Annotated in this window: 15 protein-coding genes; 5 read left to right on the plus strand and 10 right to left on the minus strand. The window is 74.4% G+C overall.

The window, feature by feature from the left end:
* Positions 1 to 31: 31 nt before the first annotated feature.
* The 5 genes from ACZ501_RS17740 (at position 32) to ACZ501_RS17760 (ending at position 6,921) form a co-directional block, all read left to right on the plus strand.
* On the plus strand, positions 32 to 1,501 hold the full coding sequence (locus ACZ501_RS17740) for an aminotransferase class I/II-fold pyridoxal phosphate-dependent enzyme (protein ID WP_361610390.1): 1,470 nt from the start codon (positions 32 to 34) through the stop codon (positions 1,499 to 1,501).
* Between the two features lie 136 nt (positions 1,502 to 1,637).
* The gene (locus tag ACZ501_RS17745; RefSeq protein WP_468796367.1) at positions 1,638 to 3,884 is read left to right on the plus strand and encodes a catalase; all 2,247 of its coding nucleotides are present in this window, start codon (positions 1,638 to 1,640) and stop codon (positions 3,882 to 3,884) included.
* Positions 3,881 to 4,906, plus strand: coding sequence for a YihY/virulence factor BrkB family protein (locus tag ACZ501_RS17750; RefSeq protein ID WP_468796369.1), 1,026 nt, complete (start codon positions 3,881 to 3,883; stop codon positions 4,904 to 4,906). The genes ACZ501_RS17745 and ACZ501_RS17750 overlap by 4 nt, the downstream gene beginning before the upstream one ends.
* Positions 4,907 to 4,941: 35 nt before the next feature.
* Entirely contained in the window at positions 4,942 to 6,066 is a 1,125-nt protein-coding gene (locus ACZ501_RS17755) for a glutamate--cysteine ligase (protein WP_361610544.1), read from the plus strand.
* Positions 6,067 to 6,192: 126 nt separating this feature from the next.
* Positions 6,193 to 6,921 carry a DUF72 domain-containing protein gene (locus ACZ501_RS17760; protein WP_468796371.1) on the plus strand — a complete coding sequence of 243 codons (729 nt, stop codon included), beginning with the start codon at positions 6,193 to 6,195 and terminating at the stop codon, positions 6,919 to 6,921.
* Between the two features lie 25 nt (positions 6,922 to 6,946).
* Here ACZ501_RS17760 and ACZ501_RS17765 read toward each other — a convergent pair whose 3' ends face one another.
* The 10 genes from ACZ501_RS17765 to ACZ501_RS17810 all read right to left on the minus strand — a co-directional run bounded on the left by ACZ501_RS17765 (position 6,947) and on the right by ACZ501_RS17810 (position 17,281).
* Positions 6,947 to 7,249, minus strand: coding sequence for a hypothetical protein (locus tag ACZ501_RS17765; RefSeq protein ID WP_361610546.1), 303 nt, complete (start codon positions 7,247 to 7,249; stop codon positions 6,947 to 6,949).
* Positions 7,250 to 7,366: 117 nt separating this feature from the next.
* The gene (locus ACZ501_RS17770; protein WP_468796373.1) at positions 7,367 to 8,200 is read right to left on the minus strand and encodes a class I SAM-dependent methyltransferase; all 834 of its coding nucleotides are present in this window, start codon (positions 8,198 to 8,200) and stop codon (positions 7,367 to 7,369) included.
* Between the two features lie 101 nt (positions 8,201 to 8,301).
* Positions 8,302 to 9,096 (minus strand): VOC family protein, encoded by a 795-nt coding sequence (locus ACZ501_RS17775; RefSeq protein ID WP_468796375.1) that lies wholly within the window; start codon positions 9,094 to 9,096, stop codon positions 8,302 to 8,304.
* 85 nt (positions 9,097 to 9,181) lie between these two features.
* Positions 9,182 to 11,953: a fumarate reductase/succinate dehydrogenase flavoprotein subunit gene (locus ACZ501_RS17780; protein WP_468796377.1), complete on the minus strand. Its 2,772-nt coding sequence runs from the start codon at positions 11,951 to 11,953 to the stop codon at positions 9,182 to 9,184.
* An 11-nt stretch (positions 11,954 to 11,964) separates the two neighbouring features.
* On the minus strand, positions 11,965 to 12,720 hold the full coding sequence (locus ACZ501_RS17785; RefSeq protein WP_468796379.1) for an ABC transporter ATP-binding protein: 756 nt from the start codon (positions 12,718 to 12,720) through the stop codon (positions 11,965 to 11,967).
* Complete coding sequence (locus ACZ501_RS17790; RefSeq protein WP_468796381.1) at positions 12,717 to 13,592, minus strand: ABC transporter permease; 876 nt, start codon at positions 13,590 to 13,592, stop codon at positions 12,717 to 12,719. The genes ACZ501_RS17785 and ACZ501_RS17790 overlap by 4 nt, the downstream gene beginning before the upstream one ends.
* The gene (locus ACZ501_RS17795; protein WP_468796383.1) at positions 13,589 to 14,971 is read right to left on the minus strand and encodes an ABC transporter substrate-binding protein; all 1,383 of its coding nucleotides are present in this window, start codon (positions 14,969 to 14,971) and stop codon (positions 13,589 to 13,591) included. The genes ACZ501_RS17790 and ACZ501_RS17795 overlap by 4 nt, the downstream gene beginning before the upstream one ends.
* Positions 14,968 to 15,195: a 4Fe-4S dicluster domain-containing protein gene (locus ACZ501_RS17800; protein WP_226733182.1), complete on the minus strand. Its 228-nt coding sequence runs from the start codon at positions 15,193 to 15,195 to the stop codon at positions 14,968 to 14,970. Before ACZ501_RS17800 ends, ACZ501_RS17795 begins: the two co-directional genes overlap by 4 nt.
* 61 nt (positions 15,196 to 15,256) lie before the next feature.
* A complete protein-coding gene (locus ACZ501_RS17805) occupies positions 15,257 to 16,024 on the minus strand; it encodes a GntR family transcriptional regulator (RefSeq protein WP_468796385.1) in 768 nt (255 codons plus the stop codon).
* A 300-nt stretch (positions 16,025 to 16,324) separates the two neighbouring features.
* A complete protein-coding gene (locus ACZ501_RS17810) occupies positions 16,325 to 17,281 on the minus strand; it encodes a TIGR03557 family F420-dependent LLM class oxidoreductase (protein WP_361610291.1) in 957 nt (318 codons plus the stop codon).
* Between the last annotated feature and the right edge of the window lie 125 nt (positions 17,282 to 17,406).

Here is a 17,406-nt window from a genome sequence, read left to right on the forward strand (position 1 = left end):
CCGTCCGGATCGCAAGGGCACACGGTCGTGCATGGATCAGTCGAAAACCCCCGTGCTCGACGCGCTGGCGGCCTACCACGCCGACGGCCAGACCCCTTTCACCCCTCCCGGTCACAAGCAGGGCCGGGGCGCCGACCCACGGGTACGGGCGGTGCTGGGCGACGCGGTGTTCACCTCGGACGTGCTCGCCACGGCAGGCCTCGACGACCGGACGTCCTCGCAGGGCATCGTGGAGGAGGCCCAGGCGCTGATGGCCGACGCCGTCGGCGCCGACCACGCCTTCTTCTCCACGTGCGGGAGCTCGCTCTCCGTCAAGTCGGCCATGCTGTCCGTCGCCGGGCCGCACGAGAAGCTCCTGATCGGGCGGGACGCCCACAAGTCCGTGGTGTCGGGCCTCATCCTGTCGGGCATCCGCCCCGTCTGGGTGGACCCCCAGTGGGACGTGGAGCGGCACCTGGCCCACCCGCCGTCCGCAGAGGCCTTCGAGGCGGCCTTCGCCCGGCACCCCGACGCCCGCGGCGCGCTGGTCACCACCCCCACCCCCTACGGCACCTGCTCGGACCTGGCCGCCATCGCCGAGGTGTGCCACCGGCGGGGCAAGCCCCTGATCGTCGACGAGGCGTGGGGCGCCCACCTGCCCTTCCACCCCGACCTGCCCACCTGGGCCATGGACGCCGGCGCCGACATCTGCGTCACCTCGGTGCACAAGATGGGCTCGGGCCTGGAACAGAGCTCGGTCTTCCACCTCCAGGGCGACCTGGTGCGGCCCGAGGTGCTCAAGAGCCGCGAGGACCTCCTCGGCACCACCAGCCCCTCCGTCCTGGTGTACGCGGCCCTCGACGGCTGGCGCCGGCAGATGGTGGAGGAGGGCAAGACCCTCTACGGCGACGCCCTCGCCCTCAGCGCGGAGGTGCGCGAGCGCCTCTCCCGCATCGACGGCATGCGGGTCCACGGCCGCGACGACTTCTGCGGACCCGGCCGGGCCGCCGACATGGACCACCTCCAGATCGTCCTCGACATCAGCGCCTGGGACGTCACCGGCTACCGGGCCGCCGACTGGCTGCGGCGCCACCACCGGGTCAACCTCCACCTCGCCGACCACCGCCGCATCAGCGTCCAGCTCACCCACGCGGACGACGCCGAGACCGCCGGCATCCTGCTGACCGCCCTCACCGACCTGGCGGCCCACGCGCCCGGACTGCGCACCGGCCAGCCCGTACGGGTCCCCTCGCCGGCCGGGCTGCGGCTGGAGCAGGCGGCGCTGCCGCGCGACGCCTTCTTCGGGCCGACCGAGCAGGTGCCCTGGGAGCGGGCGCGGGGGCGGATCGCCGCCGAGATGCTCACCCCCTACCCGCCGGGCATCCCGGCCGCGCTGCCCGGCGAACGGCTGGACGGCGCCGTACTGCACTACCTGCGGTCCGGCGTCGAGGCGGGCATGGTCGTACCCGACGCGGCCGACACGCAGGTCACCAGCGTCCGCGTCCTGCGCGAGGACGGCTGAGCCCCACCCCCGCGCGCCTTCGACGCGGCGCGGGAGGGTTCATCCCCGAACAGCGGGTAGGCGCCGTCCAGCCGAGCCACGACCGGACCGCGCAGCCGCCGCGGCCGTCCACCGAACCACCCCCTTGGGAGAAACGATGACCACAGAGCACTCCGACACGACCCCGGCCCAGGGCGACGGCGGCCTGCCGGGCAAGCCCGGACCGGTGTCCGCGACCGTGGCCGAGCCCACCGGGCCGGCCCAGCCCCTGCCGCCGAAGCCGGACCAGACCGGCCCCGAGACCGTGAGCCCCACCGGGCAGGCCACCGGGGCCGAGCAGGCCCGGATGGCGCAGAGCGGCGCGTACCTGACGACGGCACAGGGCGCGCGGCTGTACGACAGCGACCACTCGCTGAAGGCCGGGGCCCGCGGACCGGTGCTGCTCCAGGACCACCACCTGCGGGAGAAGATCACCCACTTCGACCACGAACGGATCCCCGAGCGGGTGGTGCACGCGCGGGGCGCCGCCGCCCACGGAGTCTTCCAGGGCTACGGCACCGCCGGCGAGGTCTGCAAGGCCGCGTTCCTCGCGAAGGACGTGGAGACACCGGTGTTCGTCCGCTTCTCCACCGTCCTCGGCTCCCGGGGCTCGGCGGACACCGTGCGCGACACCCGCGGCTTCGCCACCAAGTTCTACACGGACGAGGGCACCTTCGACCTCGTCGGCAACAACATCCCGGTGTTCTTCATCCAGGACGCCGTGAAGTTCCCCGACATCATCCACGCGGGCAAGCCGCACCCGGACCGGGAGATCCCGCAGGCGCAGAGCGCCCACGACACGTTCTGGGACTTCGTCTCCCTGCACACCGAGGCCACCCACCACACCCTGTGGAACATGTCCGACCGCGGCATCCCCCGCTCCTACCGGATGATGGAGGGATTCGGCGTCCACACCTTCCGCCTGGTCAACGAGGCGGGGGAGACCTCCCTGGTGAAGTTCCACTGGAAGCCGAAGCTGGGAGTGCACTCCCTGGTCTGGGAGGAGGCCCAGCTGATCAACGGCATGGACCCGGACTTCCACCGGCGCGACCTCTTCGACGCCATCGAGGCGGGCGCCTACCCCCAGTGGGAACTGGGCGTCCAGGTCTTCCCCGACACCCCGGACCAGACGTTCGAGGGCATCGACCTCCTCGACCCCACCAAGATCGTGCCCGAGGAGCGGGCCCCGGTGCAGCCCATCGGCCTGATGACCCTGAACGCCAACACGAAGAACTACTTCGCCGAGACCGAACAGGTCGCCTTCCACCCCGGCCACCTCGTCCCGGGCATCGACGTCACCGACGACCCGCTGCTCGCGGGCCGGCTCTTCTCCTACCTCGACACCCAGATCAGCCGCCTGGGCGGGCCGAACTTCGGCCAGCTGCCGATCAACCGGCCGCACGCCCCCGTCAACGACATGCTCCGCGACGGCATGCACCAGAGCGCCGTGCACACCGGCGTGGCACCCTACCGGCCCAACAGCCTGGACGGCGGCTGCCCCTTCCTCGCCGGCGCCGACATGAGCGCCTACATCGAGGCGCCCGTGCGGGTGGCGGAGGCGACCAAGGTCCGCGAGGCGCCCGCCTCCTTCTCCGACCACTTCAGCCAGCCGCGGCTGTTCTGGCTCAGCATGAGCCCGCCGGAGCGCGAGCACATCATCGCCGCGTACACCTTCGAACTGAACAAGTGCTACGAGCAGGCGGTCAAGGAACGCACCCTCGCGGTCCTGGCGAACATCGACCCCGAACTGTGCGAACAGGTCGCCCAGGGCCTCGGCCTGCCGGCGCCGAAGGCCACCGTGCCCCTCACGGAGGAGGCCGCCAGCCCCGCGCTGTCGCAGGTGGGCCGGACGTGGCCGGCGGACGGCCGCGTGGTCGGCATCGTCGCCGACGACGCCGCGGACCTGGACGGCGTACGGGCCGCCCGGCAGGCGCTCCTGGACGGGGGCATGGTGCCGCTCGTCATCGGCCCGGCCGGCGGCAAGCTCGACGCGGAGGGCGAACCGGTCGCGGTCCAGCGGACCTTCGCCACCGCCCGCTCCGTCGAGTTCGACGCCCTGCTGTTCGCCGGAGTGCCCGCACCGGCCGCCGACGCCCACGGCGCGCGCGACGCCAAGGCCGGGAACGGGAACGGGGCGCCGCACGGGGTCGACCCGCGGGCCCTGCTGCTGCTCACCGAGGCCTACCGGCACGGGAAGGCCGTCGGCGGATGGAACGGCGCCGACGCGGTCCTCGCAGCCGGCGGCATCGCCCCGGACGGGCCCGGCGTCATCGTCGGCGAGAGCGGCGCGGCGGCCGTGGAAGCGGTGACGGCGGCACTGTCCGAGCACCGGGCCTGGGACCGGTTCCCGCCGGTCCGGGCATGAGCGCCCCGCGGACGGCACGCCAGGAGGGACGAGGGCCCGCCCCCGAGACCGGGGGGCGGGCCCCGGCCGGGCCCGCCGACCTGCCGAAGCGGTCCTGGAAGGCCGTACTGCGCGGCACCGTCAGGGAGTTCACGGACGACGAGCTCTCCGACCGGGCCGCCGCCCTGACCTACTACGGCGTGCTGGCGATCTTCCCCGCCCTGCTGGTCCTCGTGTCGCTGCTCGGCATGGCCGGCAGGTCGGCCACCCAGCAGGTCCTCGACAGCCTCCAGCAGCTCGCCCCGGGCTCCGCCCGGGACGTGATCAGCGACGCCGTACGCCAGCTGGAGGGCCGCAGCGGCGTCGGATCGCTCCTGGCGGTCGTCGGCCTGCTCGTGGCGCTCTGGTCCGCCTCCGGCTACATCGCCGCCTTCATCCGCGCCTCGAACGCCGTCTACGACGTGCCCGAGGGGCGCCCGGTGTGGAAGGTGCTGCCGCTGCGCCTCGCGCTCACCGTGGCCCTGATGCTCCTCGCCTGCGCCGGCGGGCTGATCGTCGTCTTCACCGGCGGGCTGGCGCGGCAGGCCGGCTCCGCCCTCGGCATCGGCGACACCGCCCTGGCGGTGTGGTCGGTCGCCAAGTGGCCGGTCCTGGTCCTCCTCGTCACGGTCATGATCGCGCTGCTCTACTGGGCCGCGCCGAACGCCAAGGGCCGCGGGTACAAGTGGGTGACCCCCGGCAGCCTGCTGGCGCTGGTGATCTGGATGGCCGCCTCGGCCGGGTTCGCGTTCTACGTCGCCAACTTCGCCTCGTACAACAAGACGTACGGCACGGTCGCGGGCGTGATCGTCTTCCTGGTCTGGCTGTGGATCACGAACCTCGCCATCCTGCTCGGCCTGGAGTTCGACGCGGAACTCGCCCGCCAGCGCGCCATCGCCGCGGGACTTCCCGAGGACGAGGAGCCGTACGTGCGCCCGCGGGACACGCGGGCGTGGAGCGAGGAGGAGCGCAGGCATGCGCGGGAGCGCGAGGGGCAGGCGTAGGTGAAACCGATGGATGACTCAACAGGTGGCGATACATGCGCAGCGTAGGCGTGGAAGAAGAACTGCTGCTCGTCGACGCGGAGAGCGGGACCCCCCTGGCGGTCTCGGGAGCGGTCCTCGCGGCCGCGGACCGCGTGGCGTGGCAGCAGGCGGACGGCGGCGCGGGCGCGGGTGAGAAGCCGCACGAGTTCGAGGCGGAACTGCAGAAGGAGCAGCTGGAGTTCGCCACCAAGCCGGTGACGCACATGGGCGAACTCCAGGACGAGATCATCCGCATCCGCGGCGAGGCGACCCGGCACGCGGAGAAGGCGGGCGCCGCGGTGGCCGCCGTGGCGACGTCCCCGCTGCCGGTGCGGCCCTCGCTGAACGCCGGCAAGCGCTACCAGTGGCTCGGGGAGCAGTTCGGACTGACGGCCCAGGAGCAGCTGACGTGCGGGACGCACGTGCACGTGTCGGTGGACTCCGACGAGGAAGGCGTCGCCGTCCTGGACCGGATCCGCCCCTGGCTGGCCGTCCTGACCGCCATCAGCGCCAACTCGCCGTTCTGGCAGGGCGAGGACAGCGGATACGGCAGCTACCGCAGCAGGGTGTGGAACCGGTGGCCCTCGGCGGGCCCGGTGGACGTGTTCGGCTCCGCCGACCACTACCACGAACAGGTCCGCGCCATGATCGGGACGGGGGTGCTGCGGGACGAGGGCATGATCTACTTCGACGCGCGGCTGTCGTCCTCGTACCCGACCGTCGAGGTCAGGGTCGCGGACGTGTGCCTGCACGCGACGACCCCCGTCCTGCTGGCCGCGCTGGTCCGCGGCCTGGTGGAGACCGCCTCCCGGGCCTGGCGCGCCGGCGAGCCGCCGGCCCGGGTCGGCACGAGCCTGCTGCGGCTGGCCTCCTGGCGGGCGGGACGCTCGGGGCTGGACGGCCCGCTGCTGCATCCCGAGACGATGCGGGAGACCTCCGCCGCCCACGCCGTCGAGGCCCTGTACCAGCACGTGCGCGAAGCACTGCGCGACCACGGCGACGACGAGCGGGTCCGCCGGGCGATCGCCCACCTGCACGAACAGGGCAACGGCGCGCGCGTGCAGCGCCGGCTCCTGCGCAGCGAGGGCAGCCTCGCCCAGGTGGTCATCGAGTGTGCCCGGATGACGAACGAGGGCTGACGGCAGCCGACGCGTCCGGGAGGAACGCCGCCGGGGGCGCCATCGGGCGCCCCCGGCAGCCGGCCGGGGCGGCGGCTTCCGCCGCGGCGGTGGTGTGGCCGAGCCGCCCGGGGGCATGCGCAGGGCATGGCCGTGATCGTCGGCACCTCCGGGTGGCAATACCGCGACTGGTCGGGCGTGCTCTACCCGCCGGACCGGCCCCAGCGGCTGTGGCTGGAGGAGTACACGCGCCACTTCCCCACCGTGGAGAGCAACAACGCCTTCTACCGGCTGCCGTCGCCGGAGACGTTCGCCCAGTGGCGCGACCGCACTCCGCCCGGCTTCGTGATGGCCGTGAAGGCCAGCCGCTTCCTCACCCACATCAAGCGCCTGCGCGACCCGGCCGAGCCGGTCCACCGGCTCATGGCGCACGCCGCCTCCCTCGGGGACCGGCTCGGCCCCGTCCTGCTCCAGCTCCCGCCGACGCTGAAGGGCGACCCGGAGGCGCTCGACGCCTGCCTGGCCTGCTTCCCCGCCGGTACGCGCGTCGCCGTCGAGCCCCGGCACGACTCGTGGTGGACGCCGGCCGTGCGGTCGGTGCTCACCGAGCGCGGCGCCGCCCTCTGCTGGGCGGACCGCGGGTCGCGGCCGGTGACCCCGTTGTGGCGCACCGCCGACTGGGGCTACGTGCGCTTCCACGCGGGCCGCGCCCGCCCCTGGCCCCGGTACGGCCGCACCGCCCTGCGCACCTGGGCGGAACGGATCTCCGACACCTGGCCCCGGGAGGCGGACGTCTTCGCCTACTTCAACAACGACCCCGGCGCGGCGGCGGTGACCGACGCGCGGGTCTTCGTACGGCTGGTGGCCAAGCCGTAGACCGGCGTGTGGCGGCTGGAGTCCCTCAGCCGGCCGGAACCGCGGTGTCCGGGTGCGGGAGCGTCGCCCCGCCCCCGGCGCGCACGGCCAGCAGGACCGCGTCGTGCAGGGTGCGGCTGGCCTCCTCGCTCGGACAGGGCACGGGGCTGCCCGACAGCGTGAACCACTCCGTACCGCCGCTGTGCTGCACGGCGACGTGGGCCAGGCCGTCGGCCTCGGTCCAGGTCGTGTGGACGTCGAGCTCACCGGTCAGGACGCCCGCGTCGGCGGTTCTGGCGCCGCCCCGTCCGGCGTAGATGCCACAGGTGGTCCATGATGCCCAGCTCATCCGGCCTCCAGGATCGGTCGGTCCCGTAAACGCACGGGACATCGGTGGGTCTGGGGTGATACCCACCGTTGAGGACCGTTATACCCGGCTATCCACCGAATTTTATCCGGCTACCCTTTACGGCCGCGTGGCGGTGACCAGGTAGTAGTCCAGCAGGCGCTGCTCCCAGGCGGCCCGGAAGTTGCGCGGCCAGGTCCCCGGCTCCCAGTGCCTGGCGAGCCAGCCGTCCCAGCCGGGCCAGACCTCCGCGCCGATGGAGACCGTCCGCACGCCGACGAGACCGGCGTCGGTGAACGCGTCGGCCAGCTGCCCCACGGGCCGGGCGATGTCCAGGCCGCTGGCGAACGTCTGGAGCAGCCCGGCGAGCCGGTCGGCGGGCGCGGGAGCGCCGTCCACGGTGAAGAAGCTGGCGACCGCGACCCGTCCGCCCGGCCGCAGCACCCGCGCCGTCTCCCGGGCGAACGCCGCGAGGTCGGGGAAGTGCTGGGCGGCCTCGACGCTGTAGAGGCAGTCGAACCGCCCGCTGTCGAGCGGCAGGCTCTCGGCGGCGCCCAGGACGAAGCGCAGCCGGTGCGGCTCGGCCTCCAGCAGGGCGGCGTTGACGTCGCGGGCCCGCTGGAGCTGCTGGGGGTGGACGTCGACACCGGTGATCCCGGCGGGTCCGTACTCCTCCAGGGCGAGCGCGCAGCCCAGGCCGAGGCCGCAGCCGACTTCCACGACCCGCCCGCCCCGGGGAGCGGCGGCGTCCAGGACGTGCCGGTAGAGGTCGCGCTCGCTGCGGAGCCGGTCGCCCTCCGACAGCGGGCCTTCGAGGTCGACGGCCTTCCAGTAGCCGAAGTTGATGAACCCTCCGCAGAACACGGGAACGGAACTCAGATCGGCCGGTCCGTACGTCTCCCACACCGCGGGCCGCACGACCGGAGCGGGCTGCCGCCGGTGCTCAGCTGCCACTGCCCCTCCACCTCCCCGACGCGGAGGACGCCCGCCCCCGGCCGCCCCCAGTGTGGCCCCGGCGGCCGCGTCGCGACAGACCGCCCCGCCCGGGGCGGGGGTCAGCCGCCGGTGCGGGACGGGGCGAGGAGCACGAAGTCGGCGTTCGACGGGTCGAGGCAGACGGCGAGACGGCCGACGCCCTCCACGTCCTGCGGGCCCATCTGGACGGTGCCGCCGTTCCCGGTGACCGCCGCCACGGCGGCGTCGCAGTCGGCCACGGCGAAGACGGGGTGCCAGTACGGGCGGCCGTTCGCGAGGGAGAGGTGGTCCGCGGGCATCTCCATGAGACCGCCGTGCATGCGCTCCTCGGGAAGGCCCGCCGGGGTGATGAGCGCGTAGGCGCCCCCGCCCCCGGGCAGCTCCATGTCGCTGAAGCGCCAGCCGAGGACGCCCCCGTAGAACTCCTTCGCCGCCGCGGCGTCACTCGTGTACAGCTCGGTCCAGCACAGCGAACCCGGCTCGTCCACCAGCTCGACGCCCGTGTCCGTGCCCGGCTGCCAGACGGCGAACTGTCCCCCGAGGGGGTCGCTGTACTGCGCCATCCGGCCCCACTCGTCCAGGTCCAGGGGAGCCACCCGGACCGTGCCGCCCGCCCGCTCCACCGCCCGGGTGGCGGCGTCCGCGTCGGTGACGTGGTAGTAGATCATCCAGGCCGGCCGGGCGCCCTCCTCGGTGAGCTTGCCGAGCCCGGCGACGACCTTCCCGTCCTTGCGGAACATCCCGCCGTCCATGGCGCCCATGGGCTCGTACTCCCACCCGAGGACGGCGCCGTAGAAGGCCGCGGCGGACCGGACGTCCGGGGCGCCGAGGTCGAGCCAGCAGGGGGAGCCGGGGACGAAATCGGTGGTGATCATGGAAGTGGCCTTTCGCGGGTCCTGAACGGTCCCAGCCTGGCACCGACGACCGCCCCCCGCCCGTCGGCGTCCCCTCCCCGCCTGGTCAGGACGCCCCGCGGGACGCGTACGCGCGGACGTCCGCGTCGGGGTCCGCCGCGGCCGCGGCCAGCGCGGTGCGGGCCTGCGGCACCTCGCGGTGCGGGAGGAGGGACAGCACAGCGGCCTTGCGGACGTCCGCATTCGGGTCGGCCAGGGTCCTGGCCAGGGCGGGGACGGCCCGCCCCGGCGCGGCGGCACGCAGGGCGGCCGCGGCGCCGGCCCGCACCTGCCACGCCGGGTCCCCGAGCGCGGCCTCGGCCCGCGCGGCGTACCCGGGCGGGCACCCCGTGGCGGCCAGCGCGCCCAGGGCGGCGCCGCGGACCAGCGGGTCGGGGTCGTCCAGCAGGGGGTCGAGGGGCGAGGGGGCCGGTTCGCGGACGGCCGCGAGGGCGCGGGCCACCGCGACGCGGACCTCGCGTGCGGGGTCGGCGGCCGCCCGCGCCAGTTCCGCCACCGCGTCCACCGAGACCAGGGCCCGGACGGCGGTGATGCGGACCTCCACGTCGGTGTCGGCGAGAGCGGCCCCGTACACCCCGCCGTCGCCCAGCCGCAGCGTCCGCAGCACCTCCAGCGCGGCCGCCCGCACGGCCGGGTCGCCGACGCCCAGCGCCGCGCGCAGCCCGGCCGCCAGCTCCGGCTCGGCGGGCAGCACCTCGACCAGCTCGCGCAGCGCGGCCGCGGCGGCGGCCCGGACCTCGGGCGCCGGGTCGAGCAGGCACGCGGCGAGCGCGGGCCCGGCGCCGTCCGGCACGGTCTCGCCGAGGACGGCCACCGCGGCCGCCCGCACCCCGGGATCGGCGTGGGCCACGTAGGGCCGCAGCGCCTCCAGGCCGGGGGCCTCCTCGGCGAGGGAGAGCAGGCGCAGCAGGGCCGGACCGGGCGCGGCGACCCCACCGGACCCCGTCGGAGCCGCAGCCGCAGCCGTCGGAGCCGCAGCCGCCGCCGGGCGGGCCGCCGGAGCGGCGTCCCGGGGACCGGCCGTGGCCACCGGCACCAGCGCGACCTCGCCCAGCCACCGTTCCGGTCCCGCCTCCGGGGCGAACCCGTCCACCGGGACCGTGTACGGCTCGACCGGCCGCGCGGTGAACTCCATCGCGCCCGACGGCGACTTGCGCAGGTCGAGGTGGTGCAGCCAGCCCGCGTCGTCCTGCTCCGGGTGGTCCGTCCGCTCGTGGTACAGGCCCCAGCGGGACTCCGTGCGCGCCAGCGAGGCCCGGGCGGCCATCTCCGCGCAGTCCCGGATGAAGGTGACCTCCGCGCACCGCATCAGCTCGTGCGCGGTGCGCGCCCCCATCCCGGCGATCTCCCCCGACATCCTGGTGAACGCCTCCACGGCCAGGGACAGCCGCGCCCCGGACTTCGGCGGCGCCACGTAGTCGTTGACGAACCGCCGCAGCTTGTACTCCACCTGCGGCTGCGGCGGTCCGTCCGGGTTGCGCAGCGGCCGGTAGACGAGCTCGTGGGCCGCGGCGAGCTGGTCCCGGGGCAGCTCCCCCCCGTACGCCCGGTACTGCGCGGCGTCCTCGCCGGCCAGGTCCCCGAAGACGAACGCGCCGATCATGTAGTTGTGCGGTACGCAGGCCAGGTCGCCGGCCGCGTACAGCCGGGGCACGGTGGTGCGGGCGTGGGCGTCCACCCGGACCCCGGAGGCGGAGTGACCGCCGCACAGCCCGATCTCCGAGATGTGCATCTCGATGTCGTGGGTGCGGTAGTCGTGGCCGCGGCCCTCGTGGAACGTGCCGCGGGTGGGCCGCTCCGTCGTGTGCAGGATCGATTCGACGGCGGCGACGGTCTCCTCGGGCAGATGGCTGAGCTTCAGGTACACCGGGCCCCGGTCGGAGGCGAGTTCGGCCGCGAACTCGGCCATCATCTGCCCCGACCAGTAGTCCGACTCGACGAACCGCTCGCCGTGCCGGTTCACCTGGTAGCCGCCGAAGGGGTTCGCGACGTACGCGCAGGCCGGCCCGTTGTAGTCCTTGATCAACGGGTTGATCTGGAAGCACTCGATCCCGGTGAGCGCGGCCCCCGCGTGGTAGGCCATGGCGTAGCCGTCACCGGCGTTCGTGGGGTTCTCGTACGTCCCGTACAGGTAGCCGGAGGCGGGCAGCCCGAGTCGGCCGCAGGCCCCGGTGGCGAGGATCACCGCGCCGGCCCGTACGGTGACGAACGCCCCGGTGCGGGTGTCGAAGCCCGCCGCGCCGATGGCCCGGCCGTCCTCGGGGTGGGTGAGCACCCGGACCGGCATCACCCGGTTCTCGATCCGGATCCGCTCGCGCATCTCACGGCGCCGCAGCTGCCGGTACAGCACCTTCTTGACGTCCTTGCCCTCCGGCATCGGCAGGACGTAGGAGCCGGAGCGGTGCACCTGGCGGACCGCGTACTCGCCGTGCTCGTCCTTCTCGAACTTCACGCCGTACGACTCCAGGCGCTGGACCATCGCGAAGCCGCGGGTCGCGGTCTGCCGGACGGTGGACTGGTCGACGATGCCGTCGTTGGCGCGGGTGATCTCGGCGACGTAGTCGTCCGGTTCGGCGCGGCCCGGGACGACCGCGTTGTTGACCCCGTCCATGCCCATGGCGAGGGCCCCGGAGTGCCGCACGTGCGCCTTCTCCAGCAGCAGTACGTCCGCGCCGCGCTCGGCGGCGGTCAGCGCGGCCATCGTGCCGGCGGTGCCGCCGCCGATGACGAGGACGTCGCAGGACAGCTCGGTCGCGTCGGCGAGGTCGGGGACGGCGAGGTCGGGGAGGGCCGGGGGAGCGTCCACCTTGGTGTCCACGGGGGTGCCTTTCAGAGGGATTCGAGAATGCGGCGGCGCAGTGCGGCCGTAGCCGGGGCGTGCTGCGCGTCGCGCCGGCGCGGATGCGGTACGTCCAGCACCCGTCCGGAGTCCAGCAGGGCGACCCGGTCGCCGAGGTGGAGGGCCTCGTCCACGTCGTGGGTGACGAAGACGACGGTGGCGCCGGTGCCCCGCAGGATGTCCACCAGCAGGTCCTGCATGCCGGCGCGGGTGCGCGCGTCGAGCGCGCCGAAGGGCTCGTCCATCAGGACAGCCCGGGGCCCGCCGGCCAGCGCGCGGGCCAGCTGCACGCGCTGGCGCTGGCCGCCGGAAAGCTGGTGCGGCAGCTTCTGCGCGTGCCCGGCCAGCCCGACCCGGTCCAGCCAGGCGGCCGCGGACCGGCGCCGCTCGGCCCGGGGGACCCGCCGGATTGCCAGCGGCAGTTCCACGTTGGCGCGGACCGTGCGCCAGGGCAGCAGCGCGTCGTGCTGGAAGACCAGTGCCCGGTCGCGGGCGGGCCGGGTGACCGGCTCACCGTCCTGCGTGACCCGCCCGTCCAGCGGGGGGAGCAGTCCGGCGAGGGTGCGCAGCAGGGTCGACTTCCCGCAGCCGGAGGGCCCGACCACGGTCAGCAGTTCGCCCGGCGGGATGCGCAGGGTGACGGGGTCCGGTAGGACGGCGCCGCCGGGGTGGCCGAGCCGTACGCCGAGCAGGGCGAGTTCGGCGCCGGCCGGCACGGGAGGGGCGGGCGGGGCGGTGGTGCTCACGGGACGGGCTCCTTACGGGGGACGGCGGTACGGGGCGCCGGCGCCCCGGCGGCGGAACGGCCGGCCCCGCGGTCCGCCGGACGGCGTGTCCCGGCGGACGCCCGTACGGCCGGGCGGGGCAGCCAGGCGGTGGCGCGGCGGCCGAGCAGCTCCACGGCGGTGGAGGTGAGCCAGCCGAGGGCGCCGATGGTGGCCATGCCGACGAACACGCCCGGGTAGTCGACCACCGTGTAGTCCTGCCAGGTGCGGTAGCCCACCCCGTACTCGCCGGAGATCATCTCCGCGGAGATCACGCAGATCCACGCGACGCCGATGCCCACCGACAGGCCGCCGAAGACTCCCGGCAGGGCGCCGGGCAGCACCACCGAGAACAGCACCCGCGACCGTCCGCCGCCCATCGTCAGCACGGCCTCCTCCCAGACGGGGCTGAGCGCCCGGACCGCGTGCCGGGTCGAGACCACCACCGGGAAGAAGGCCGCGGCGAAGGTGATGAAGACGATGCCCTGCTCGTTGGTGGGAAGCAGCAGGATGGCGACCGGTACCAGGGCGATGGCCGGCACCGGGCGCACCACCTCCACCAGCGGGCCCAGGATGTCGGCAGCCCACCGGGAGCGGGCGACGGCCGTGCCGGCCGCCACCCCCAGCACGGCGGCCAGGACGAAGCCCGCCCCGATCCGGCGCAGGCTGTGGCCCAGGTCCTGCCAGTACGCGCCGGTGCCGAGCCGGTCGGCGAAGGCGGAGGCCACCTCGCCGACCGTCGGGAACTGCTCGAAGCGGAGCCACAGGTTCACGTCCAGGGAGGTCAGCAGCTGCCACAGCCCGAGCGCCGCGGCCAGGGAGGCGGCGCGCAGCAGCCGGCGGCCCGCGCTCATGAGGCCGGGCCCGCGGCGGAGGCCAGGCCCACCGCCTCCTCGTAGCCGACGGCCCGTGCTCCGGCGTGCTGTGCCACGTAGCCCTTCGCGCCGGCCGGGGTGAGGAAGGCGCGCAGCTCGGAGCCGTCCGCCACCCACACCGCCTTGTCGGCGAACCACAGCGTGCCGGTCAGCGCGTCCGGCACGTAGGCCGCCCGCACGTCGGCGCCCTTGGCGGCCTTCAGCAGCTCCCTCGGGCTGTCGAAGGAGGCGGTGGTGTCCTGGCCCTTCAGCCACAGCTCGGGCTTGGCCGCGGCCGCCTTCGGATAGGCCGCGTCCCGCACGGCCCGCTCCAGCGGAGCCGGGTCGACGAAGGCGTCGACGTCGACGTCGCCCACCAGCCCGGCCGCCTTCAGCACCGGCACGTCCTGCTTCAGCGCGGCGATCAGCTCCGGCCGCAGCGCCGGGTCGAAGGTGGCAATGCCGTTCGCGCCGTTGTAGAGGTACACCACCTCGGCCGGCAGCCCGGTCTCCTTGGCCACCGACTCCGCGGCGGCCACCGGCCGCGTGCGCAGGTAGTCGGTCGCCCGGCGCTGCGCCTTCAGGAAGTCGTCGAGCACCCCGGGCCGCTCACCGGCGAACTTCCGCCGGACGGTGACCCCGTGGAAGGTCGGCAGGTTCAGCTCGGCCCCGTCGTACACGGCTTTCGCCCGGCCCTCGAAGGCCAGCTGTCCGGGCCAGGCCACGAACTGCGACAGCGCGTCGGCGCTGCCCGCCTGCAGGGCCGAAGCGCCCACGCTGGGCTGCTGGTTGAGCTTGTGGATGCCCTTCTCGGGGTCGATGCCGGCACGCTGCAGGGCCCGGGTGAGGGTCCCGTCGGCGGCCGAGCCGACGCTGGTGGACACCTTCCTGCCGCGCAGGTCGGCCAGCGACTCCAGCTTCGAATCCGGCGCGACGACCACCGTGTTGAGGCCGCCGCGCAGGTTGTAGCCGGTGACGGACACCAGCGCGGTCGGCTGCTTCAGCTCCTTGCCCCGGGCGGCGTTGAGCAGCAGCGGGAAGTCGCCCATCGAACCGATGTCGATCTTCCCCGCGGTCATCTGCGCGGTGATGGGGGCACCGGTCGCGTAGTCCTGCCAGTCGACCCGGTACGTCACCCCCTCCGTCCTGCCGCGCGCCGCCAGCTCCTCCTCGAAGTAGCCGAGGGAGCGCAGCAGGGTGCCCGCGGTGACCGTGTTGATGGTCTTGGACTGGTAGCCGACGGTCACCGTGACCGTCTTCGTCGGGCCGCCGCCCGCCCCGCCGCCGGCGCCGCCGCAGGCGGTGGCCAGCGGGAGCAGCAGGGCGGCCGACAGGGCGGGGGTGGCGAGTCTGCGGCGCATCGCGAGGGGGCCTCTCATCGGAGCAGGTAGGGCATGTTGACGGTCACCGCGCCGGTGGGGCAGCGCGCGGCGCACGGGCCGCAGTACCAGCACTCGTCCACGTGCATGTAGGCCTTGCCGTTGTCCTCGCGGATCGCGAGCGAGTCGAGCGGGCACATGTCGACGCAGAGCGTGCAGCCGTCGATGCACCGCGACTCGTCGATGGTCACGGGCACGTCGGCGCGCTGGGGTACCAGGGGCATGGCTTCTCCAAGGACCCGCGGGAGCGGGAAGAGGGGCGGGGGATCGGGGGCGCGGCGTCGTTCACGGGGAGCGGCGCAGCACGCCGCTCATGGTGATGCGGTCGCCGCGGAACCGGATGAACTCGAGGTCCACCGGCCGGCCGTCGGGCAGCCGGGTCAGTCGTTCCAGCATGAGGACGGCGGCACCGCGCGGGGCCTGGAGCACCGCGGCGGAGTGCGCATCGGCGTTGACGGCCTCCAGGGTGATCTCCGCATGGCCCAGCGGGCCGCCGGTCAGCGACTCCAGGAGCCGGAACACGTCCGTGTTCTCCAGGTCGCAGCCGAGCAGTTCACCGCCGATGTCCATGGGGAGGTAGGACAGGTCCAGGGACAGCGGCAGGCCGTTCAGGCGGCGCAGCCGCTCGATACAGAGCACGTCGGTGTGCTCCGGCAGGCCCAGCCGGTGGGCCACCGGCCCGGGAGCGGTCACGGGCCCGACGGTACGGACCTCGTTGGTGACCCGGCCGTGTTCGTGCAGGGTCTCGGCCAGGCCCTGGAGGCGCTCCAGACCGTGCGGGTACTTCTCGCACACCACCACCGTGCCGACACCCGGCTGACGGTCGATCAGCTGCTCGGCGCGGAGCAGGCCGAGGGCCTGTCGGACGGTGTTGCGGCTGGCCCGGTAGTCGGCGGCGAGGGCGTCCTCCAGGGGCAGGACCCCGCCGGGGAAGCCGCCCGCCAGGATCTGGTGGCGCAGCAGGTCGGCGAGCTGCCGGGCCTGGTCCGCGCGCAGCCGCCGGCGGCGCGCTGCGGCGACCGGGCGGGTGGCGGGGGCGGGTTCGGCTGGCATGCGACGGAACGTACCGGGAGAGCCGCCCCGGTGGTGTTGCCGCAGTATTGCGCCACCTGACGCCCCGCTGGTACCGCGCTGACCTGCGGTTTTCCTGGAGGAACGACAAGATCCGCCACTACGGTGCCCATCATGTGGACCGGCGCGCGCCCACGATGCGAACGTCGGGCCCGACGCCCCCGCGCCGGGCCCGTCCGGCGGCCTTCAGGCCGCCGGCGCGCCGTCCGAGGAGTGCCCGGGGGCGGCCGGGGCCGGGGTGGCCTCGTGCGGGGACCGGGTGGCCCGGTTCGCCGGGCTCGCCTATCCGCCGAGGGCGGGCAGGACCTTGTCGCGGTAGGCCTCGAAGAAGGCCTGCTGGTCGGGGCCGATCTGGCCGACGTACACCTCCGCGAAGCCCGCCTCCACGTAGGCGCGGACGGCCTCCACGTGCTCCTCCACGTCGGGGCCGCAGGGGACGCTGTCGGAGACCTGGTCGCGGGTCACGAGCTCGCTCGCCTGCTCGAAGTGGGCCGGGGTCGGCAGGATCTGGTTCAGCTCGCCCGGCAGCTGCTCGGTGGGCCACAGGCGGTGCACGGTCTCGACGGCCTTCTCCCGGTCCTCGCCCCAGCACACCTTGAGGCCGCCGATCACCGGCTTACCGCCGCCCCCCGCGTCCCGGAAGCGGCCGATGGCCTCCTCGTCCGGGCCCATGGTGACGAACCCGTCGCCGATGCGTCCGGCGAGCTCCGCCGCCTTCGGGCCGAAGCCGGAGACGTGGATGGGCAGCCGGCCGTGCGGCGCGGTGTACAGGCGGGCGTTCTCCACCGTGTAGTGGCGCCCCCGGTGGGTGACCTGACGGCCCGTGAAGAGCCTGCGCATCACCTCCACGGCTTCCTCCAGCATCTCGGCGCGCTCGTCGAACGCCGGCCACCGGTCGCCGAGGATGTGCTCGTTGAGGGCCTCGCCCGTGCCCACGCCCAGCGCGAACCGGCCCTCGAGCAGTCGGCTCGACGTCGCCGCGGCCTGGGCCGTCACCGCCGGGTGCAGGCGCATGGTGGGGCAGGTGACCAGGGTGGTCACCGGCAGCTCCACGGTCTGGGAGATGGCTCCGATCATCGACCAGACGAGCGGGCTGTTGCCCTGCGCGTCGTTCCACGGGTGGAAGTGGTCGGAGATCGCCAGCCGGGTGAACCCGGCGTCGGCGGCCCGGCGGGCCTGCTCCAGGAGCTGGCCCGGGGTGAACTCCTCACAGGCCAGGAAGTAGCCGAACGCGGTCATCGGTCTCGTGCCTCCAGGGAGGGGAAGTGACGTGGGCCCCGCGGTCGGCGCGTGCCCCCGGCACCGGTGGACAAACATCGGTACGCCACCACGCCCCCCACCCGGGGTGCCGGGCGCGGGCGCTC

This window comes from Streptomyces sp. NPDC034085 (assembly GCF_055575555.1).